Here is a 20,561-nt window from a genome sequence, read left to right on the forward strand (position 1 = left end):
TGTCATTTACTCTTGTCTTAGGTTACCTTAAGTTACTCATGTGACCATAAAAGTGGGTTACCCCGGGATGGGGCAATTGCGGGAAAACGAAGAAAAAGAGCCCACAAGATTTGTCTTTTCTGTTAAAAGTGTTAGGAACCGTGAAAAAGCGTCCGGAATATCACGGAATGTCAGAATAGTTACCAAAGACCGGACTGAGGGCTACCAATGATTTTCCCGTTGCTTCAACTCGGTGCAGTCCTTCTGGTTGCTTTGTATCTGGGCCGCTGGCGATTGAGCGTTCGTCGCCGCAATACTCAATCTTGGGATGCGCTGATGTCTCGGCTGAGGCCGGACTGGAGCGCTCGCGAGCTAAGTGATCAGTTTCTTTGGAAAGAAGGTCTGACTTCTTCGCCCGAAGATACATGGACCCGGATGGAAGGTCCCCACGGTCTGTGGGTGATGTACCAGAATGCCAAGGTCATGCTCGAAATGGCGGACTATGCTTTCCGCAATTGCGAAAATGTTGATCGAGTTCTGGTGGAAACACTACGCAGCGATGCGATGCAGATTAGAGTTTGCGTGCTGATGGCTCTCGCACAATACGCATTCAGCCATGCGAGCGAAGGTGTTCGCGTGAATGCGTTCCGTGCGGCTTCGATGTACACAGGGATGGCGGCAAGAATGACGCAGCTGCTGCAGGAAAATGCGGCGGTGCTGGTCCCTGATTTCGTCGCAGCCATGTAGTTCGAGTTTCTCTTCACGATGCAAAAGCCCCGGCGACTCGGGGCTTTTGCTTTTTGGGCTGAAATTACCGTCACTCCATTTGGACACCGGGCCGACTTAGACGGGGTTATCGGCGAGGAATGAGTTAATTCGTGCGTAATCTTCTTCACTCAGGCGAAATTGAAGAGCCGGAGCGAGACCTTCGACCTGCTGCGCGTTTCGACCACCAACGATAGCGCCGGTGATACCGGGATGATGGAGAGTCCAAGCCACTGCGACAACGCCGGGCTCTACATGGTGAGGCCTTCCGACTTCTCTAAGCACCTCAACCAGGCGCATGTTGCGGCTGAGGCGGGGTTCATTGAACTCAACCGCGCGCCGCCGCCAATCGTCTTGCGGAAGGGCTGCAACGCGATCCGCAGTCATCTTCCCCGTCAGCAGGCCGGAAACCATGGGGGAATAATTGATAACTCCAATGTGATTGGCTTTGGCGAAGGGCAGGATCTCCTCTTCAACGGCACGCCGCAGCATGGAATAAGGCGGTTGCAGGCTCGTAATCGGGGCGATGCTCTGCGCCCTTTTCATCTGTTCCACGTTGAAATTCGATACGCCGATAGAGCGCACTTTTCCCTGCTCTTTGAACTTTGCCAAGGCCGCCCAGCCCTCTTCGATTTCGGTCTCCGGGTTGGGCCAGTGAATCTGGTACAAGTCGATCGTGTCGCGGCCAAGACGACGCAGAGAAGCGTGGAGCTCCTCTTCAAGGGACTTGGCTTTAAGCGAGCGATAGATGGTCCGGTCGTCGTTCCAGCGCATCGAGCACTTGGTAAACACCAGAGGCTTGTGACTGCTGGTTTTAAGCGCGCGGGCCACCACTTCTTCAGAGTGTCCAAGCCCGTAGATTGCTGCCGTGTCGATCCAGTTGATGCCGAGGTCGAGAGCGCGGTGGATGGCGGCGATGGACTCATTGTCGTCCTGCGGTCCCCAGGCAAATTCCCAGTTTCCGCCGCCGATGGCCCAAGCGCCGAAGCCGATGGGAGTGAGGTGCAGGTCAGAGTCGCCGAGAGTGCGAAGATTTTCTGTTGCAGAGGTTGTTGTAGTCATAGCATTCCGTTGGATGATGCCAGTTGGCAATAGGTGCAAACAAGTGAGCAGTTGGAGTTTACATCAACAATCATCGATAAAACCTCGATGGTTGCACAATGAAGGGACATGAAAATCAGGGTCATGAATCAGTGACATGTATCACTTCCCGGCAATTACAACCATGTAAGACTTCTTTCATCACAATGAACAGGCCGCCCAAAGCCGATTTACTTCAATCACTGCACGAGCAGCTGAAGCACTTTGATCACAGCCCGGATTTCGGGGATGCCGAAGCGGTTGCTGTCATCCGAAAACATCTCCTGCTCCGCATTCGTGAGGCCGAGGGTGCCTTGCAGAACCGGGCATTTGTCCAGTCCGACCGTAGCAGTGAACGCCCATTTCAATCTGAGGCGGCGTAAGAATGTCGATCTTTGATTATCGCAAGCCAGCGGAGAATCATCCCCATCGAAATCAGCTAGAGGTACTGCAGGAAACGTTGAGAAGCCTAGAGGCTGAACCGGGCGAGACACCCCGCACGGCGGATCTAAAGCGGATACTGGCTGACCGGATCGCGAAACTGGAACGCAAGACAGCTTAAAAAAAGAAACATTACCTTTTTTCTTGCATCTTTTCTGGTCTGTCAAGTTATCGAATATGCAAGGACGAATGCAATATGCACATCATTACAACTATCTACTTTGCGGAAACAAGAAGATTGATCGACAAGGCGCGTGTAGACCGACAGCTCGAGGTGTCTGACCTTAAAGATTCCGACCGTCAGTGGGTCAGCATCTACGAAGGGAAAAACCGCGTAGAGCCGATTGATCAGAACGACTAATAAGCTCGCACTCGCAGTCCATTAATCAGTTCGCGTCCCCAATCATTGGATGTCAGATCCTTGGCTGTGTGCTTCCGCGCCTCTTCATCGCACAAACAGCTCGAGCCTCGCGGCACACTTGCCGAGAAATATCTGCGCGGTTGTGCATCTTCTGGGCTCGGTGAGTGTTCCAATACTGCAGACGCATTAGAACCCGCGGGTGGCGGACATTTTAAAAATAGAGCGGTAGAAAGAGGCAAGAAGATGGTTATCGTTACCAGTATCTATTGCGCAAAACTAGAACGTGTCCAGGATGCCTTCACACATCAACAAATAGAGCCTAGCATCGCGGACCTTAAAGATGCCGAGCGGGACCTGATGAGCGTTTATCAGGGAACGAACCGCACGCAGCCGATGGACGGGGAACGTTGAAGACTATCAACTGAAACTGTCTCTCACAGTTTTTCCCAACTCCACATTTTGGATGTGACTTCCTTTGACAGCGGGAAGCCGAGTTTATGAGCGATCATCGCGACCTGTCCGCGATGGTGGGCCTCGTGGACGAGCATGTAGCTCAGCATCGCAGTCACGTCTCCGGGGCCGACGGGCCAGGGCCTCGCCCAGCCGTCGCGAACGAATTGCTCAATGCGTTTTCCTTTGTGGATGCGCCCGGTCTCGACGTCCTCCAGCATTTGTTCACAGAGCACAGCGCTCGCGGCCAATGCCTTGCGGGCCTGCTGCGGCGTGCAATGCGAGCGATTGAGTTGCGCGGGGACTTTCAGATGCGGAGCCGTAAGCCTGATCCACTTCGCGCGGACATTGTGCATGTGGGTAAAGATCGCCGCGATGGTGCGGACGTTGCCGGGTGGCTTGGCTGTCCATGCAGCGGGGTCGAGATGTTTGATGAGGAGCTGGTTGATGCGCTCGTTGACAGCGAAGAGGCGGTCTGCAGATTGTTTGACTTCAGGCTTGGAATTCGAGTCCATGGACTGGGATTGACGCGTGGACATGGTTCAAGATCCTTGATCTATCGTACTGCTCCGCTCAGGATGACACGTCGTGGGTAGGTTGGTGAGTGACTGGCTTGTCCGGTTTTACGGTGGTGTTTGAGCTGCTTATGCTGCGCTGTCGCTTGGGGTTCCAACTAGCTGCGGCGACTCGTCCAGCGGTTCGGCTACGGCGGGATGCGGTTCCACGTGGGCCTGGGCTTCAGAGATTGCGTCTGACAATGACGTTGAGATGTGCAGCTCTTCTGTGCGGCTGATCATCTGCGCGGCCTTGGCGGGATCTTCGTTGTAGTGCCAGATGCCCATGACGATTTTGAGCGCGGGATTTGCGCGGCGCAGGCTGCGGAAGATGCGGTTGGCGCGCGCCATGGCCACGGGCGGCATTCCGGAAAGAAAAACGAGATCGGGCTTCTGCTCGGCGACGGCCGCAACGGTCTCGTCGATGCGCTGGATGGGGATGCAGGTGGCACGGAAACCTGCCTGGTCGAGCACCTGCGAAAGCATGGTGGAGATGAGGTCGTCGGATCCGTCGCGCACAGGAATAACAACGACACTGGGGGCGGCCATGGGGCTTGCAATCAGGGATTGGGAGTCTGTGCCGGCGTTTTCGCCATTAGGCCCAGCGGGCGCCAGTTCGGCCTTCTCTTCCGCGGCGCGAAAGCCCAGTTCGTCCACCATCTCAGAGGTGCTGGTGCGGATGAAGCGGACAGTGGATTCTTCGAGCTCTCCTTTTTGGCGCTCCATCTCAACCAGGGTGAGAGCAGGGATGAGGATGGAATCATAGACAGCCGCGAGCGATTCGGATTTGAGGCAGTTCTGCAAGATGTCGGAAGCTTCGCGTTCGTCGTGGGCGAGCATGCGCTGGAAGAACGCGGTGTAAGGCGGAATAACCGGCTGATCACCAAGCAGAACTGTGAGGAATTCAAGCGACGGGACATGGCTGCCCATGACCACGAGGCAGACGGTCAGAGGAACGGAGAGGATGAGGCCGACGGGGCCCCAGATCAGCGTCCAGAAAGCGGCCGCGATGAGCACCGCAAGGGTGGAGAGGCCGGTGTGCTTGCCATAGACGTGGGGCTCGACGTAGTTGGCGGTGACAATTTCAAGCAGTACGAAGACGCCGAAGATTTCAGCGGAGTGGCGCCACCCTGAGAAGACAGCGAGCGAGAGCACAGTCGGCGTGAGTGCCGCGATGGGGGCTCCGACATAGGGCACAAAGCGGCAGAGGAAAGCGAGAGCTCCGAAGAGGAACCAGTGCGGCAGCCCGATGAAGTAGAGCGCTATGCATACAAGCGCTCCGTAGGCCACGTTTACGGCGACTTGGAGGAGGAAATAGCGGGAGATGCGGCGGCTGGCGTCGCTCATGGCCTGGGTCATGCGCGAGAGGTTGCGATCTCCGGAGAGATGGATGAGGCGATTGCGCAGGTCTTCCCGCTGCAGGAGAACGAAGAAAGTGAAGACGACGGAAAGTAGCGCGGTGGTAAGAGGTTCAATGACGCCGCCGAGCTGATCGAGGCGTCCGGTGGGGCGACCTACTTCACGGACCTGTACGGGATGATCAGGGCTTGCTCCAAGGGGCTTGGCTTCGGATTCGCTGGGGGGAGGGATGGCTCCGGTGGAGTTGGCGATGCCGAGTTCGTTGCTGATTTGCTCGATCTCTCGCTGAGCGCGGCTGTAGGCCGAGTTGCTGGGGCTATGCAGCGTTTTCATCTTCTGCGCAATGTTGCCGCCGTAGGTAGGCAGGTCGTTAGCGATGGCGACAAGCTGGGTGAAGATAGTCCACGTACAAACGCTGAGCAAGCCGGCAAAGGCAAGGATGACGCACAGGGCGGCGATGGGGCGCGGAAAGCGCAGGCGCTCGAGCATCGCCACCACGGGCGCGAGAAGAAAGGCAAAGAGAACCGCAAATCCCAAGGGGAGAAGGAGGACTTTGGCCAGGTAGAGGACAGCGATAGCGAGCACCGCGATGGTGATGAACCAGAGTTGCGACAGCATACGTGCGGTGGCTGAGGGATTCAATTGTCTCTCCGACGGTTAAGCGCAAAGTTCCTATGAAGTGAGATGCGAAAAGAAGCGGACTGGGGATGGCTGAATCGAACTCACGAGCTAAGAAAGAGAATGAGAAAGAAAACATCGGATAATCCGTGCGGGCAGAAGTGCAGCTGGCAGTTTAGACTTTTGTTTTTAGTCAGGTAGCTATTGGCTTCGCGAAAGGCGTTGGCGGATGGAGAACTGCGAGGATTTCAGGGATGATTCGAGGATAGATGCGCCTGTACGAGGCTTCCTCCACCGAGCCGCTGGCGCTGGTATAGATTGCCTGGTACTGACGCATGGCGCCGGAGCCAACTGCCAGTCTCCGCTGCTGATGGCGCTGGCAGACGCATTCTGTGCAGCTGGCGTCACCGTGTTGCGCTGCGACCTGCCTTTTCGTCAGGCACGGCCGCATGGGCCGCCACTGCGAACTGCGGAGAAGGATCAGGAAGGCTTGCGTGCAGCAGTGGAAGCAATTCGACGTCAAACTACCGGAAAGATCTTCCTCGGTGGACACTCGTATGGTGGCAGACAGGCATCGATGCTGGCTGCGCGTGAATCGGAACTCGTGGAGCGGCTATTGATGCTTTCTTATCCGCTGCATCCGCCCAAGCGTCCGGACCAGATGCGAACGGCGCACTTCCCTTCTCTGCTAACCCCAGCATTGTTTGTAAGCGGCGAGCGCGATGGATTCGGGTCGAAGATGGAGATGGAAGCTGCACTGAAATTAATACCCGCAAAGACAGAGTTGTTGATGGTTGCCGGTGCGGGCCACGAATTGATGACCCCGCGAAATCGTGCGGATTTGCCGACGCTGGTGGTCGAGGCGTTTTTAAAGTTTGCAAACGGCTAGGCCGCGCTCGATGCCCTATGTCTCAAACACAAGACCCTTCGACTACGCTCAGGACAACCTCTCGGCGCGCAGTGCTACGCTCAGTCGCGTTGCGGATTATTCCCGCGTAACTTTGAAGCCTTGTTTCTCCAGCATCGCCGGCACGCCCTCTTTGCCCACAAGGTGACCCGCGCCGATCGCTACGAAAGTTATGCCATCGCCTTTCAGCAGAGTCTCAATCTGCGTGGTGAACGCTTCGTTGCGCTTCACGACGAGAGTCTGAAAGAGGTCTGGGTGCTTGTCACGAAACTCGGCGTTGTTGAACTGGTCGAGAGCATCGACATCGCCTGCATACCAGGCAGCTATAAGCTTGTTGAACTTTTCGACACCGGTGTCAAAGTCGTCGAGTTCGGAGACAAGATAGTCGACCTGTGCTTTGTCACTCATGTCGTCGAAGTAGTGAAGCTGTTGCTCGGCTGTCTCGAAACCTTTGACGGGTTTATTTGCGCTCACGAACTGAGGTTTTAATTCCAGTTCGACGCCGCTACTGGGATCGTAACCAGCCTTCATTAAAGGCATGAGACTAAGCGTTAAAGCAGCCAGCCATGGTTTGAATGGCTCAAGCATCGATTCGCCACCAGGAAGGCCCGCCGAAGCTGCGACCTTGGTAAGCTTAGCGAGTTGGTCGGGAGTGAGTTTGGTGGATAGAGGATGGGCCTGATCCAGGCCAAGCTGCATGATCAGCGGCTGCATCGCAGCGGCGTCGTCGACGTTGGGGATCTCAAGATAGAGCGTGCCGCTTTCCTTGATGGCAGCGTCGATTTTGGCGGAGTGCCACGACTGACCTTTTTGAAGCGCGTGAACCGTTCCGAAAAGATAGACCGTAGCGTGGGGACCTTTGACAACCCAGATGGCGGGTTCGGCGTGTGCGGACAGTGCAGGCGCGATGATCGATGCGAGAAGTAAGACAAGTGAGACGAGTCTCGTGGCGCGAGGCATGGGAGCTCCTGATCCTGTGAGTATATCCGGAAGGGAGCGATTCTCAGCACAGCGTCGGAACAGAGATTTTCTAAGCATTGATCCCAGCGCGCCGCTGTCTGGTGTGAGCGGCGCACTGGGCACGAGCTGATATCCAAGTCGATTAGTGCTCGATCGATATTGGAAGTTTCAGTCTCAGTGTCAGGCTTGCTCCATCTCCATCTGATGCATGATCGTGATTGGGTTTTTTTTCATCATGATCTTTATGGTGATGCTCTTCCTCGCCAACGTGCACATCAACGGACTCTGAGGAGATTCCGTTGGCGATTACCGCCAATTCATAGTGTCCATGGGGGAGATGCGCGGGCACAACAAAATGGGTGTGATGGACTGCATGGCCGGTGGCAACTGCCATTGTCGAGTGATTGAAGGTGCGGCAGAACGCGACACCCACGCCAGCGGGACCCAACAGTCTGACGAGCGGGTAGTTGGTTGCCATCTGCGCGTCGTCGCCATAGGCGTTTGCCTGCGATAGACCATTTAATTGCATGCCGTGCAGACGGAACGTTCCACCCGGATGCAGGTGTCGCGGCACCTCGGTGATGCGGGGACGCCATGCAGGGTGCGGTCCGCCTGAAGGCGTGTATATCTCGATGGTGCCGGTACAGTTTGAATACAGTACGTCGCCGCTAGGCAGCAACAGCAGGCGAGCATTGTAAGTAGGTTGGCCGGCGGCGCTTGCAGGATCCGCCTGAGGATGCAGATGCGCACCATCAAATTCGAAGAAATGTGTGGGCGGTCCTGACCATCCTGCTTTGTACGGACCGACAGCGCAAAGCACCGAGCCATTGGGCAGAAGGCATGCAGGCGCATCGAAGGCGCGCATCAACTTGCCTCCGGAGACGGGGAAATCAGGGCCGGGAATCCAAGTGCCCGGTTGCGTGGGATTGATCGGAGGCAGATACACCGCGGTATGTCCCGTAGCTCCTGCGCAAAACACGCGGCCATCAGGCATCAGCACTGCCGGACCAACCTCGATGGAAACACCCGGTTCGTTCAATACCAGGTCGTGGCCGGGAGGTGTGGAACCCGCGTGAATCCACTGGTTATTCGCAATCAGATACTTCTCAGCGTGGGGGTGATTGTTGACTTCTGCCACGATGATCGTGCCATCGGGCAGGAGCGTCCAGCTTTCTTCCGAACTTGTATCGTGCTTATGCGCGCCGGGAGTCCAGGTTCGCGAAATGGGATCGAAGATTGCGGTCTCCACGGTGTTAATGTTTCCCATCAAAACCTTGCCATCAGGCAGCACGCAGGTCGGAGCGTCGCCGATGTTGGTCCAACCCGTTGGCACGGGAACACTCGACCAGGAATCGGCCACCGGGTCGTAGATTGAGCATGCCAGAACATCAACGCCCGCCGCGCCGCTCACGTTATACTCGCCGCCGGCTACAAATACGCGGCCATCACGAAGCACTGCGGAAGCGAAATACAGCGGTGCATCCACCGGTCCGTTTTGCGCCAAAGGCGCGTTTGAGGGCATCGGCGTCAGCTTGTGCCAGGTGCCGTTCGCATAATTCATGTAGGCGTCCGGCACCAGTCGATACCAGTTGGGGGTGATTGACCCACCCGCATCTTCATACTCATGACACATCACACTGCCATCGGTCAGCAGCAACATCGTGTCAACAGAAACCGGAGGCTGATGTCCGAGGGGATTCCATGTTCCAGCCATTGCGTTCCTCCTTCTGCGTCTCACGTACGAAACCGCTGCGTGGAAGCCTTTCGGGAGCACAACTCTTGATGTGCTTTTACACCGAATTCCTGCGGCTTATAGAGCGCGGCGGGTTCGTCTATATAGTGACTTCGGGAGGGCGATCGTTTCTGGTCGGGCTCAAATGCGACACAAGTCCTGAAAGTAATTCTTCATATCCTGCGGCACTATAGCGCCGCTGGTTCGCGGGATGTCATGCCTCCTGATAGTTCATGTTGTTGAGATCTTCGATGAGGCTGGGCTGTGATGTCGGGTGCCATCCAAGCTGCTTCTGTGTCTGCGCGCTTGAAGCGGGTAGGTCGCCCCCCACAAACATTCCGAGCCAGCCAAAATGCGCGGCTGCCTCCTCCGGAGACATCGAGACAACCGGCACCTTCAGGCCACGGGCAATTGCCTCTGCGATATCCCGCAGTTTCACACCCTCCTCTGTCACCGCGTGATAACGAGCTCCAGCAGTTCCCTTTTCCAGTGCCAGCCGATAAACAGGTGCGGCCTGCAGCACATGCGCGGCAGGCCAGCGGTTGAGTCCCTCGCCGACGTAGGCGGATACGCCTTTTTCGCGCGCTATTGCAATGAGATAGCTGACCAGACCCTGCTTGACGCAATCGTGAACCTGCGGAAGACGAACCACTGAAGCTCGAACCCCCTGCGAACTGAGCGCATCGGTTGCCTCCTCCGAAGCTACGCGGGGAATTTGAGAGCTTGGCCGGTCTTGTTCCGTGGCAGTACGTCCAGGGGCAGCGATCGCGGTTCCGGAAGTGATAATCAACGGCCGGTTCGATCCGGCAAGCGCGGAGCCCATCACACCTATGGCACGCCTGTCGATCTCGCAGATTTCCGCGAACTTCGAAAAGTCGTGGATGAATGCCAGGTGAATCACTCCATCCGCCGCAGACGCTCCACTGCGTAAGCTGTCCAGATCCTCAAGATCGCCACGATGTACCTCAGCGCCAGCCGCGAGAAGAGACTTGGCGCCCGCATCGCTGCGAGCCATGCCGAGCACCTTGTGCCCAGCATGGATAAGTTCGGGAACAAGAGCAGAACCGATAAACCCTGTAGCACCGGTTACAAAAACGCGCATTCGATTTCTCCTTTAGGTCGCCATGACCGCGTCTGCAGTCCGGCTATTATCAAGATGGAGATCGAGGCAATACGATCTACGCTGATAGTCCGAATTATTGGCTCAATCGTCCGGAGGCTGCCGTAAGGCTCACATGGACCCGCTCTCAGATGTATTGTCGCTGCTGAAACCGCGCAGTTACATGTCGGGAGGCTTCCGTGTGAACGGCAATCTCGCCGTCAGATTTCCGAAGCATCAAGGCATCAAATGCTACGCCGTGGTCTCCGGAGAGTGCTGGCTTTCAATGGATGGAGTTCCCGGTCCAGTGCACCTCTCCGCGGGAGACTGTTTCCTTTTGCCGCGGGGATTGCCTTTTACACTCGCCACGGATCTGTCGCTTACGCCTATCGACTTCCACACAATTCTCGAACAATTGCGGAACGGCGAAGTGGTCGCCTCCAATCCAGACAGGGAGAGCTACATCGTCGGAGGGCACTTCCTCCTGACAGGAAGCCACGCCGATATTTTTCTCGGATCTCTTCCGCCCATCGTGCATATTCAGAAGGAATCAGATAAAGCAGCGATGCGCTGGTCGCTCGAAAGGATGAAAGAGGAGCTCCGCGATCCGCAGCCGGGTGGATCGCTTGTAGCCCAGCAGCTCGCTTACATGATGATCGTCCAGGCACTTCGTCTGCACCTGGCCGACGAAGCGAGAGGCAGCGTTGGTTGGCTCTTTGCCCTCGTTGATCCCCAATTGAGCCAGGCAATCACTTGCATCCACGAGGATCCAGCGCATCGCTGGACCATACAGGAACTCGCAGAACGTGTCGGGATGTCGCGCTCGATATTTGCGTTGCGATTCAAAGAGAAGGCCGGAGCGACACCGATGGAGTATCTGACGCGCTGGCGGATGCTGCTGGCCGGCGATAGGCTGAACACGTCTGATGATTCAATCTCAGCGATCGCGCTGTCGCTTGGCTACGAATCCGAAAGCGCCTTCGGCAAAGCGTTCAAAAGAATCATGGGCTGCTCGCCACGACAATACAGCCGGAGACCAAAGGCGCCTGCAACTGATGGCAAAGCACAATCAGGCCCCGAGCGGACCGAAGCAATCGCAAGTTGAACTTAGGCAGAGATCAGGAATGTGCCATCGCGCATGATCTGCTCTTCTCCATCGCCAAACTCGAGCCAGATGTTGCAGCCCAGTCCAACCACATCGATGTGAGTGCCGGAGCGCCAAGGTGCTCCTGTGTGTTCGCCGTATGGATTGCCGAAGGCGATGTGAATTCCGGGAAACTTTTCGTCCTGCAGAATATTGCCAATGACGCGCGATACGCCAATGTTGGTCCCGATCGCAAATTCACCCACGCGGTCGGAATTCTCATCGGTGTGAGTGTACGCCCAGAAATCCTGCTCGAGTTTCTTGTTCGAACTGGTGCAGGAGACGATGCGGTTGTTCGCGATCTGGATGGTCAGCGGCGCGGCCTCAAGCAAGCCGTAGCGTGCGCACAGCCAGTCGCCCACAACGCCATCTACAACGAACGTGCCGTTGACCTCACCGGGAGAGGTGAAGCATTCGCCACCGGGTAGATTGCCCCATTTTTCCTGTGAGATGATGCCGGAAGTCTTGAACCATTTGTACTCCGGATTCATGTCCGCGACGATGCTGGTGCCTGCAGGAGTAGTGGCGCGAATGCGGCGGGCGCGACGCACACGATCGAGAACCTGCTGCGAGAGACGATCGACCTTGTCGTAGTCCGCACGCATGCCGTCGCACATGATTTGCGGCGTGATGTTGACCATGTGTGCATGGCGCATTCGCCGGCGGTTCACAACGTCGGTCATCTGCATTCGTGAATGCAGTTCATTGGGCTGAACCTGAACAGCAAAGATCGAAACTTGTGACGTCTCCATGTCTTCGAGAACGGCGGCCGGCATGTCCGCGAGCGGGCGCTGCGCAAGATCTTCGAGGATGAAAGCGTTGAAGGGACATCCGCGTTCTGCGAGTTGGGCCGCGATTGAAGCCGCGATTGGCTGCGTTACGCGATCGGCGATAAGAGTGACCTTCTCGTCAGGCTGAATGCGGAGGCAGGTGAAGACGGCGGAGCGGGCGCCCGGAACGAATTCTGCAGGGTAAGTTTGCGAAAGTAGATGCGCGGCGGTGGTGGTGAGGCTTGCGATGATCGTGCTCCGTCGGGATAGGAATGGGCGCGGGCGCGTAGGCGCAGTGGCCGCGTGTGTATAGGTTATCGGAAAAGTGACGCGATGGGAACGCAGGATGAGCTTGTTGTTTTTAGTCGAATCCCAGTTGCCCGTAACGGCTGATGCAACCGCTTGCAATGCAAGGACATCTCTCCAGTACAGACGCGACAAAGGCTGCGGAAGGCAGGCGGCGTTTCTGAGCGAAAGACGTGGAAGATGGAACCCCTTTTAACCGAAGAGATGAGCGCAGGCCTGGATGAGCCCAAAAGCGGCGCAATTGACGGGTCTGGTGGAGCCCGGGCACGGCGGCAGCGGGACCCCATTGTGCGGCTGCGCGGGGGGCGCGAGCACAATCTGAAGAATGTCGATGTAGACATTCCACGCGATCAGCTCGTGGTGTTCACCGGAGTGTCGGGATCGGGAAAATCGTCGCTGGCGTTTGGAACCTTGTATGCCGAGGCGCAGCGCCGATATCTCGACAGTGTTTCTCCTTATGCGCGCAGGCTGTTTCATCAGCTGAGCACTCCGGATATCGACTCGATCGAAGGATTGCCGCCGGCAGTGGCGCTGCAGCAGCAGAGAGGCTCGCCAACGACGCGTTCCTCTGTCGGCAGTGTTACAACGCTGTCGAATCTGATTCGCATGATGTATTCACGCGCGGGCGATTACCTTCCCGGACGGCCCATGCTCTATGCGGAGTCCTTCTCCGCCAATCGAGCAGAGGGAGCCTGTCCGGTGTGCCATGGCCTCGGACATATCTACGAAGTCTCCGAAGAGTCCATGGTGTTGGATAAGTCGCTCACGATTCGCAATCGCGCGGTGAGTGCGTGGCCAACGGCGTGGCAGGGACAAAACCTTCGCGACATCCTAGTAACGCTCGGCTACGACGTCGACAAGCCGTGGCGCGAACTGCCAAAAAAAGATCGCGATTGGATCCTGTTTACCGATGAGCAGCCGACAGTACCGGTATACGCAGGCTTCACACCGGCGGAGACTCGGCGAGCGTTACGGCAAAAAATGGAACCGAGCTACATGGGCACGTTCACCGGCGCGAAGCGATACGTGCTGAACACGTTTGCGAACAGCCAGAGCGCCATGATGAAGAATCGCGTATCGCGTTATATGCTGAGCAAGCCGTGCTCCTCGTGCCATGGCAAACGGCTGCGCGCAGATGCGCTCGACGTGACGATCGGTGGATTTGACATTGCGGATATGGCCGCCATGCCGATGAAGCGCATGAATGGCCTGTTTCGCGGATTTCTCACCCCCTCCCGCGGTAAGAATCGCAATGTCGAGAAAGAAACAGTGCGCGAGCGTATCGCGAAAGATGTGGTCGCGCGCCTTGTCGTCCTCGATGACCTGGGTCTGGGGTATCTGTCGATGGACCGCAGCACGCCAACACTTTCTCCTGGCGAATTGCAGCGTCTGCGTCTCGCGACGCAGTTACATTCGAATCTTTTTGGAGTGGTGTACGTACTCGATGAGCCATCGGCGGGGCTGCATCCGCATGACACGGAGGCACTATTGCGTGCGCTCGATGCTCTGAAGGAATCGGGCAATTCCCTCTTTGTGGTGGAGCACGAACTAGACGTGATTCGACATGCGGATTGGGTCGTCGACGTAGGTCCAGGAGCGGGCGGCGAAGGTGGCGAGGTTTTGTACAGCGGTCCGCCCGATGGATTGCGCCGTGTGGATAAATCAGAGACGCGACGTTATCTATTCGCGGAGAAGGCAACGCCGGCGCGGCAGCCACGCGTGGCGAAGGACTGGTTGCATCTGAAAGGTGTGCATCTCCATAATCTCAAGGGGCTAGACGTTGCGATCCCGATGGGCGTGCTGACGACGGTGACGGGCGTTTCAGGATCAGGCAAGTCCACGCTGGTTTCACACGCCGTGGTCGATCTGGTTGCAGAGCATCTGGGCCAGAGTATCGAAAGCGCCGACGAGGACGATTCAATGGCGGAGACGAAGGCCGCCACCGGATACATTGCAGGCGGATTGAGCGGGATTCGGCGGTTGATTCGAGTGGATCAGAAGCCCATCGGCAGAACGCCGCGCTCAAACATGGCAACCTATACCGGAGTCTTCGATCACATACGGCAGCTGTTTGCCAACACCAAGATTGCGCAGCAGAGGAAGTACGATGCAGGGCGTTTCTCATTCAACGTAGCTAAGGGGAGATGCGAACGCTGCGCGGGGGAAGGATTCATCTGCGTTGAGCTGTTGTTTTTGCCCAGTGTGTATTCGCCGTGCCCCGTGTGCAACGGAAGCCGGTTCAACCAGAAGACACTCGAGGTAACATATCGCGGCAAGAACATCGCCGACGTATTGACGATGACCGTAAGCGCGGCAATCGAGTTTTTCAAAGAGGACGCGCAGGCATTGAAAACACTGATCGTGCTGCGTGAGGTTGGCTTGGGATATCTGCGCCTTGGGCAACCGGCAACGGAGTTGTCGGGCGGCGAGGCGCAGCGCATCAAGCTGGCTACGGAGTTGCAGCGCGCAGGGCGTGGGGACGCGCTGTATGTGCTGGATGAGCCTACGACCGGATTGCATCCGCTGGATGTGGAACGGCTGCTGGTGCAGTTGCAATTGCTGGTGGACGCCGGAAACACGGTGGTCGTGGTGGAGCACGACATGGAGATCATAGCGGCCAGCGATTGGATCATCGACATCGGCCCGGGCGCAGGTGACGAGGGCGGACGGCTCGTTGCTTCCGGCACTCCGCAGCAGATCAGCACCGACAAAAACAGCAAGACCGCGCCTTATCTGGCGAACCGGCTCAGCTTCTGATTCCTTGAATTTGACCAACTCCTGCCCGGGTCTTTGCGAACCTACCCTGAAAATGGTCTGAGACACTGGCTCGCACATCCGCTAAGATAGCGAACACGGTATTCCTAACCGAAAACTGAGATTCCTAAAAGACAACATAAACAACGCGGTTCCCTCCGGAACTCGCGGTCAATTGATTGAGGAGGACAGGTGAAGATGCATTGGACGCGGAGCGTTGCAGGTGCAGCGGGGATTCTAGCAGCGATGGCAGTCGCGGGCGCAGGTATGAAGGTGGCGAAGGCGCAGAGTACCACCGCCGAACAGCCCGACAAATATACGTGGCTTGAAGACATCCGTGGCGATAAGCCGATGCAGTGGGTGAAGGAAGAGAACGCGCGCACCGCGGCGGTGATTGAGAAGCAGAAGGTATTCGCACAGCTCGACGAGGATGCGCTCAAAGTGCTGGACTCGCCTGATAAGCTGCCGGGGCCTACGTTTCGCGGCGGCCTTGTATACAACACCTGGCGCGATAAGGATCACCTGCGCGGCATCGTGAGGCACACTACGCTGGAGAGCTACCTGACCAACGATCCGAAGTGGGAAACAGTAATTGATTACGACGCATTGGGAAAGCAGGACAAGCAGAGCTGGGTGGGCCATGGCCTGGACTGCATGGAGCCGGAGGAAGAGCGCTGCATGGTCGCGTTGTCTGTGGGCGGCGAAGACGCAGCCACTTTTAAGGAATTTGACTTGAAGACGGCGACGTTTGTCGATGGAGGATTTGTAATGCCGCGCGGAAAGCAACGTATGGCGTGGCTCGACAAGGACACTCTGCTGATCGGTCGCGACTGGGGTCCGGGCACGATGAGCGTCGCCGGCTACCCGATCACGATTCGGAAGTGGAAGCGTGGCACGCCACTGGAAAGCTCGGTGGAAATTTATCGCGGCGACGTCAACGACAACGGCTACGGCAACAATCCGGGGGTGCTGGTCGATGGCCAGGGAAACAAGCTGGCACTCATTGAACGAAGCAAAACAACATTTGAGAGCGAGTGGTATCTGCTATTGCCCGACGGCCCTAAAAAGCTCGGACTACCGTTGAAATGCAACGTGGAAGGGCTTCTGGACAATCAATTGCTGGTGTCGCTGCAGGAGGACTGGACGCCGGCCGGCAGTTCGAAAGGCTTTGCGCAGGGATCGGTAATTTCGATCGACGCCGCCGCAGCACAAGCCGACCCGGCTCACTTGAAGCCCATGGTGGTATTCACCCCCTCGGCGCAGGAGTTTGCGCAAGAGGTCGTGCCGACGAAGAATCATGTGCTGCTGACTACGCTGGAACATGTGCAGGGACGTGCGTACGTCCTGACCCATAGCAAAGACGGTCAATGGATGCGTAAGAAACTTCCAGTCCCCGATAATCAAACCATTGGAATCGTGACCACCAGCCTGCTGCATGACAAGTTTTTCCTGTCAGAGACAGGATTTCTTACGCCATCGAGCGTGCTGCTTGGCGATGCGGCGGATGGTTCGTTGAAGCCGGGCAAGACGCAGAAGGCCTTATTTGACGCTTCCCGAGATGTCGTGGAGCAGTTGGAAGCAACATCGAAGGACGGAACCAAGGTGCCTTACTTCGTGGTGCATCGTAAAGACATTGCGATGGATGGAAGCACACCCACATTGTTGACGGCTTACGGTGGCTTTCAGGTTTCGAATACTCCGTATTACAGCGCGGTGATGGGCAAGCTTTGGCTGGAGCGCGGAGGCACCTTCGTTCTCGCTAACATTCGCGGCGGCGGTGAGTTTGGGCCCGCGTGGCACGAGGCTGGACTGAAGACTCATCGGCAGCGAATCTACGACGACTTCTATGCGGTTGGTCAGGACCTCATCACGCGGAAGTTTACATCGACTGAGCACCTGGCCATCGAAGGTGGATCCAACGGCGGATTGCTGATGGGTGTTGAATTTACCCAGCATCCGGAGATGTGGAAGGCCGTTGTTATCCAGGTCCCATTGCTGGATATGCTGGGCTTCGAGCACATGTCGGCGGGATCGTCGTGGGTGGGCGAATATGGATCGACAAAAGTGCCGGAAGAGCGGGCGTTTCTGGCATCGATTTCACCGTATAACCAACTCAAGCCGGATGGGCATTATCCCGAGCCATTAATCTTTACGACCACAGCGGACGATCGCGTCGGTCCGGTGCACGCGCGAAAATTTGCCGCGAAGATGGAGGAGTACCACCTGCCGTTCTATTATGACGAGATCACGGAAGGCGGGCACGGCGCAGGTGCTGACAACAAGCAGGCGGCCAGAACGTGGGCCGAAGAATATACGTATTTGACGATGAAGGTAATGAACTAAAGACCCGTCGGTCGAGGCACCCATCTCTGAATTCTTCCAGGATGGGTGCACGACCTTCATTACGTCTGCGCTACGACGCCCGTTCGTTTGCGGTTGGACCCGTCCACAACTCTCTAGAAGGGGAATTCGCAGACGCGGGCCAGCGCCTCGCCTGCGCGATGCATATGATGTGCAGGATCAGGAATAGCGGCACCGCGAATGTAGGAATCAAACTCATGGGAAGCACAGTCATGGCATCAGACCCAATGCCGTGAGGATTGAGCACGGTGGCAAGGGTTCCGAGAGTGACAGCGTTCACCAGATCAACGATCCCCAGAATCTGCCAGAAAATGAAGCTTTTGCGGTGCCCCGGAACAGCCAGAGCAAGAGCCACGAATGGAGCGGTTGCTCCGATTGCGATGTCGCCCCACCCCGCAGACAGAGCAAACATGCGAGGAAGAATCCCGTAGGCAGCCAGGACGAGGAAAACGAATCCCTCGATCCTCCAACTCTGCGCAAGAGTCAGGATGCGAGGACTCAAAGACAGGGCGAACTGCCGAAATCCTGCCGAAGAAATGAACCACGCCAGAAACAGTAGGATCGGCGTCAATGCAGCCAGTCCGAGCGGCAGTGGCGGCGCGTTGTGAGCGGCCTTATAGACATGCAGAGCGGACGCTCCGAGTGAGAAAACGAACCACGTACAGAGGAGTCCGATGGTGAGCTTTGCGTATTTCGACATGGGACATTCCTATTCTGTGACTGCTGAAGCCACTTTGTTGGTCTGGGTTATCAGGGCTTGCCATGGTTCGCTTCCCAGCTTTTGCCGCAGGCGTGCCTGCACGTTCTGCCAAGTGGGAAGAGCGCGGTTGAGTTGAAGATGCCCATGTCGAGACAGGCGCAGTTGGCGTTCACGCCGATCCTTCCCCGGAAGCTTTTCGACCCAGCCGTGTCGAGCCATGATGTCGAGTGTGCGTGTAAGAGTGGTGCTGTCCATCGCCAGAATCTCTCCCAGCTTTCCTTGATGTACAGTTCCAATTCGAGAGAGGGCTTGCAGAATTGTGAATTGCGTTGGTGTCAGTCCCAGCGGACGGAGCGCTTCGTCATAGTGCTGTGTGAGAGCCCGAGAGGCCCGGCGAAAACTTGCGCACAGGCAGTCCAGAACCGGCATGGATGAGCCATTCATGCAATATAGATGTATATACATCTATCAGCGATTCAAAAATAAGAACAGAATCGGACCGTGGTACATCCTGGTCGATTTTTTACAACAGCTGTGCCCGCTCCATGTTTCAAGCCGAGACTTCAGACACGCGCGAGTGGTCTCAAAATAGAAGCGTCGAGGCAGACGTTTAAGCAGCCATGATTTCTTGTTCTTCCAGGGCGCTGCGTAGCATTGGTTGACGCTTCCAATACGTGAGCGAGCGCCACACCCACTCCATGGGGCCGAATAGGAAATATCGCAGCCAGATGGGACTGAGGATGAGATTGAGTGTCCAGACGCATGCAACAACGACGTAGAGCTGGTAGTACTCTAGTTTGCCGTAGAGGCCAAATCCGAAGCCGTTGAAAAGAAGCGTGCAGCTAATGCTAGTGAACAGATAGTTACTGAGTGCGGTCTGACCAACAGATGCGACTTGGCGCGTCAGACTCTTGAACAGTCCAGCCTTGACGATCAGAACGACCAGGGCCACGTTCGCGACGGCGCCGGTGAGACGTCCAACCTGATACAGCACCCACCAGGCAGATTCGGGCTGGAAGTTATCGCGAATAATGCCCCATGCTTGAAAACTATTGATCGGAATGCTCAGTAGAAATCCTGCGGCAATCGTCCAGCCATAGACCCTGTAACTTAATGCTCCCGTGAGGAAGCCCATGCGATACAGGCCCATGCCGATGAGCATCATGCCGAGCACATCGGTAAAGCCCAGCATGTAGTAGCTTTTCGCCTGCGCTCGCGGACCCCACTGAATGCGCCATTTGAGCGCGTCGAGATAGCTGCCGCGCATCGCCTTGAGGTCTTCATCGTGAACCTTTTTGCGCCGATCTTGAATGTCAGTCCATTTCTTGAGTGCGTCTTGCTGCGCCTGGGACAATTTCTTACCCGAAGCCTGTACCGCCTGCGCCGCCTGCGCCTGATTCTTCGTGCGGATTCCATCGATCGCGAAGTAAGCATCGGAACCTACGCCGACGGCAAGCACGAGAACACCCGCCACAAACAAGTTGCGGAAGCGAACCTGGCGGCAGGGATAGAGGAAAAGCAGGGCCGTGAGCCCATACCAATAGAGAATGTCGCCTGTCCAAACAAAGTAAAAGTGGATGATCCCGAAGAGCACCAGCCACATATTGCGGCGGAGAAAGATGTCCGCCACATTCTTCGCACCGCGGCGATCGGCGCGCTCGGTCAGCAAGATAACTCCGGCGCCAAACAGCATCGAGAAGGCAGCGCGCATCTTGCCTTCAAAAAGCACCCAGCGAATGACCCAGGCAAAGATGTTATAGCTGCGATGATTGCCGACCATCAGCGGATTGATGTACATCTCAATCGGCCCGGAAAAACTCGAGATGTTCATGAACAAAATCCCCATGAGGGCGACGCCGCGAACGACGTCGATGGTGGGAATGCGCTCGCGTTGCATGACGGGACGGGGTGAAGGCTCTGGCGCGGGGCCTGGATCGGTGGCGACGGTTGTGGAAAGGCCGTTCGAGGTTTCAGCTAATGCAGTGGCAACTTCAGTGAACGCAGGTGTGGAAACAACATCAGTCACGGGGCGCCTCCGGGGAATGGATGTGCGTGGCCCTAGGGGAAATGATCTGCCAATTTAGCACGGCTTCGCATTCAAAGTCCTTGGAAAATGGTGCGATTACCGTCCCTGTGCAACACATCGCGGGTGGGGACCTAGAATGAGGGTACGCGGTCCCGTGTGGGATAGTGACGGCCGCGAATGTATCGTTTCAAAAAC

The 20,561-nt window shown here is 56.6% G+C and carries 17 protein-coding genes; 7 read left to right on the forward strand and 10 right to left on the reverse strand.

Annotated features, from left to right (window positions below; all coding sequences use genetic code 11):
• Nucleotides 1–207: 207 nt before the first annotated feature.
• Nucleotides 208–726: a hypothetical protein gene (locus P8935_RS19860; RefSeq protein WP_348262048.1), complete on the forward strand. Its 519-nt coding sequence runs from the start codon at nt 208–210 to the stop codon at nt 724–726.
• A 96-nt stretch (nt 727–822) separates the two neighbouring features.
• On the opposite strand, the gene P8935_RS19865 is transcribed toward P8935_RS19860, so the two are convergent.
• Nucleotides 823–1,806: an aldo/keto reductase gene (locus P8935_RS19865; protein ID WP_348262049.1), complete on the reverse strand. Its 984-nt coding sequence runs from the start codon at nt 1,804–1,806 to the stop codon at nt 823–825.
• 655 nt (nt 1,807–2,461) lie between these two features.
• On the opposite strand from P8935_RS19865, the gene P8935_RS19870 reads away from it, so the two are divergent.
• Together P8935_RS19870 and P8935_RS19875 are read left to right on the forward strand one after the other, a co-directional pair.
• Nucleotides 2,462–2,626 (forward strand): hypothetical protein, encoded by a 165-nt coding sequence (locus P8935_RS19870; protein WP_348262050.1) that lies wholly within the window; start codon nt 2,462–2,464, stop codon nt 2,624–2,626.
• A 60-nt stretch (nt 2,627–2,686) separates the two neighbouring features.
• The gene (locus P8935_RS19875; protein ID WP_348262051.1) at nt 2,687–3,037 is read left to right on the forward strand and encodes a hypothetical protein; all 351 of its coding nucleotides are present in this window, start codon (nt 2,687–2,689) and stop codon (nt 3,035–3,037) included.
• A 23-nt stretch (nt 3,038–3,060) separates the two neighbouring features.
• Here P8935_RS19875 and P8935_RS19880 read toward each other — a convergent pair whose 3' ends face one another.
• Nucleotides 3,061–3,615: a DinB family protein gene (locus P8935_RS19880; protein WP_348262052.1), complete on the reverse strand. Its 555-nt coding sequence runs from the start codon at nt 3,613–3,615 to the stop codon at nt 3,061–3,063.
• A 105-nt stretch (nt 3,616–3,720) separates the two neighbouring features.
• Nucleotides 3,721–5,631, reverse strand: a complete 1,911-nt coding sequence (locus P8935_RS19885) for an AI-2E family transporter (RefSeq protein WP_348262053.1) — start codon at nt 5,629–5,631, stop codon at nt 3,721–3,723.
• Nucleotides 5,632–5,836: 205 nt separating this feature from the next.
• Here P8935_RS19885 and P8935_RS19890 point away from each other — a divergent pair, with 205 nt between their 5' ends.
• Entirely contained in the window at nt 5,837–6,496 is a 660-nt protein-coding gene (locus P8935_RS19890; protein WP_348262054.1) for an alpha/beta fold hydrolase, read from the forward strand.
• A gap of 96 nt (nt 6,497–6,592) precedes the next feature.
• On the opposite strand, the gene P8935_RS19895 is transcribed toward P8935_RS19890, so the two are convergent.
• The 3 genes from P8935_RS19895 to P8935_RS19905 form a co-directional block, all read right to left on the reverse strand.
• Entirely contained in the window at nt 6,593–7,474 is an 882-nt protein-coding gene (locus P8935_RS19895) for a TraB/GumN family protein (protein ID WP_348262055.1), read from the reverse strand.
• Between the two features lie 142 nt (nt 7,475–7,616).
• The gene (locus P8935_RS19900) at nt 7,617–9,188 is read right to left on the reverse strand and encodes a hypothetical protein (RefSeq protein WP_348262056.1); all 1,572 of its coding nucleotides are present in this window, start codon (nt 9,186–9,188) and stop codon (nt 7,617–7,619) included.
• Nucleotides 9,189–9,420: 232 nt separating this feature from the next.
• Nucleotides 9,421–10,308, reverse strand: a complete 888-nt coding sequence (locus P8935_RS19905) for an SDR family oxidoreductase (protein ID WP_348262057.1) — start codon at nt 10,306–10,308, stop codon at nt 9,421–9,423.
• Between the two features lie 133 nt (nt 10,309–10,441).
• Between P8935_RS19905 and P8935_RS19910 the strand changes: the two genes are divergently transcribed.
• Entirely contained in the window at nt 10,442–11,410 is a 969-nt protein-coding gene (locus P8935_RS19910; RefSeq protein WP_348262058.1) for an AraC family transcriptional regulator, read from the forward strand.
• Between the two features lie 2 nt (nt 11,411–11,412).
• On the opposite strand, the gene P8935_RS19915 is transcribed toward P8935_RS19910, so the two are convergent.
• Nucleotides 11,413–12,468 carry an aminopeptidase gene (locus tag P8935_RS19915; protein WP_348265357.1) on the reverse strand — a complete coding sequence of 352 codons (1,056 nt, stop codon included), beginning with the start codon at nt 12,466–12,468 and terminating at the stop codon, nt 11,413–11,415.
• A 237-nt stretch (nt 12,469–12,705) separates the two neighbouring features.
• Between P8935_RS19915 and uvrA the strand changes: the two genes are divergently transcribed.
• The gene (uvrA, locus tag P8935_RS19920; RefSeq protein WP_348262059.1) at nt 12,706–15,282 is read left to right on the forward strand and encodes an excinuclease ABC subunit UvrA; all 2,577 of its coding nucleotides are present in this window, start codon (nt 12,706–12,708) and stop codon (nt 15,280–15,282) included.
• Nucleotides 15,283–15,477: 195 nt separating this feature from the next.
• A complete protein-coding gene (locus P8935_RS19925) occupies nt 15,478–17,622 on the forward strand; it encodes a prolyl oligopeptidase family serine peptidase (RefSeq protein ID WP_348262060.1) in 2,145 nt (714 codons plus the stop codon).
• Nucleotides 17,623–17,692: 70 nt separating this feature from the next.
• Here P8935_RS19925 and P8935_RS19930 read toward each other — a convergent pair whose 3' ends face one another.
• The 3 genes from P8935_RS19930 to P8935_RS19940 form a co-directional block, all read right to left on the reverse strand.
• Nucleotides 17,693–18,340, reverse strand: a complete 648-nt coding sequence (locus tag P8935_RS19930) for a hypothetical protein (RefSeq protein WP_348262061.1) — start codon at nt 18,338–18,340, stop codon at nt 17,693–17,695.
• Between the two features lie 9 nt (nt 18,341–18,349).
• Complete coding sequence (locus P8935_RS19935; protein WP_348262062.1) at nt 18,350–18,769, reverse strand: MarR family transcriptional regulator; 420 nt, start codon at nt 18,767–18,769, stop codon at nt 18,350–18,352.
• Nucleotides 18,770–18,950: 181 nt separating this feature from the next.
• Nucleotides 18,951–20,366: a DUF418 domain-containing protein gene (locus tag P8935_RS19940; protein WP_348262063.1), complete on the reverse strand. Its 1,416-nt coding sequence runs from the start codon at nt 20,364–20,366 to the stop codon at nt 18,951–18,953.
• Nucleotides 20,367–20,561 lie beyond the last annotated feature (195 nt).

The sequence above is a fragment of the Telmatobacter sp. DSM 110680 genome (genome assembly GCF_039994875.1).
Taxonomy (GTDB): Bacteria; Acidobacteriota; Terriglobia; order Terriglobales; family Acidobacteriaceae; genus Telmatobacter.

Excerpts from the sequence above, each read along its gene's own strand:
- P8935_RS19925 (WP_348262060.1), top strand. The coding sequence starts at position 15,478 with ATGCATTGGACGCGGAGCGTTGCAGGTGCAGCGGGGATTCTAGCAGCG.
- P8935_RS19930 (WP_348262061.1), bottom strand. The coding sequence starts at position 18,340 with ATGTCGAAATACGCAAAGCTCACCATCGGACTCCTCTGTACGTGGTTC.
- P8935_RS19870 (WP_348262050.1), top strand. The coding sequence starts at position 2,462 with ATGCACATCATTACAACTATCTACTTTGCGGAAACAAGAAGATTGATC.
- P8935_RS19905 (WP_348262057.1), bottom strand. The coding sequence starts at position 10,308 with ATGCGCGTTTTTGTAACCGGTGCTACAGGGTTTATCGGTTCTGCTCTT.
- P8935_RS19900 (WP_348262056.1), bottom strand. The coding sequence starts at position 9,188 with ATGGCTGGAACATGGAATCCCCTCGGACATCAGCCTCCGGTTTCTGTT.
- uvrA (WP_348262059.1), top strand. The coding sequence starts at position 12,706 with ATGGAACCCCTTTTAACCGAAGAGATGAGCGCAGGCCTGGATGAGCCC.
- P8935_RS19895 (WP_348262055.1), bottom strand. The coding sequence starts at position 7,474 with ATGCCTCGCGCCACGAGACTCGTCTCACTTGTCTTACTTCTCGCATCG.
- P8935_RS19910 (WP_348262058.1), top strand. The coding sequence starts at position 10,442 with ATGGACCCGCTCTCAGATGTATTGTCGCTGCTGAAACCGCGCAGTTAC.
- P8935_RS19880 (WP_348262052.1), bottom strand. The coding sequence starts at position 3,615 with ATGTCCACGCGTCAATCCCAGTCCATGGACTCGAATTCCAAGCCTGAA.
- P8935_RS19890 (WP_348262054.1), top strand. The coding sequence starts at position 5,837 with ATGGAGAACTGCGAGGATTTCAGGGATGATTCGAGGATAGATGCGCCT.
- P8935_RS19935 (WP_348262062.1), bottom strand. The coding sequence starts at position 18,769 with ATGCCGGTTCTGGACTGCCTGTGCGCAAGTTTTCGCCGGGCCTCTCGG.
- P8935_RS19865 (WP_348262049.1), bottom strand. The coding sequence starts at position 1,806 with ATGACTACAACAACCTCTGCAACAGAAAATCTTCGCACTCTCGGCGAC.
- P8935_RS19860 (WP_348262048.1), top strand. The coding sequence starts at position 208 with ATGATTTTCCCGTTGCTTCAACTCGGTGCAGTCCTTCTGGTTGCTTTG.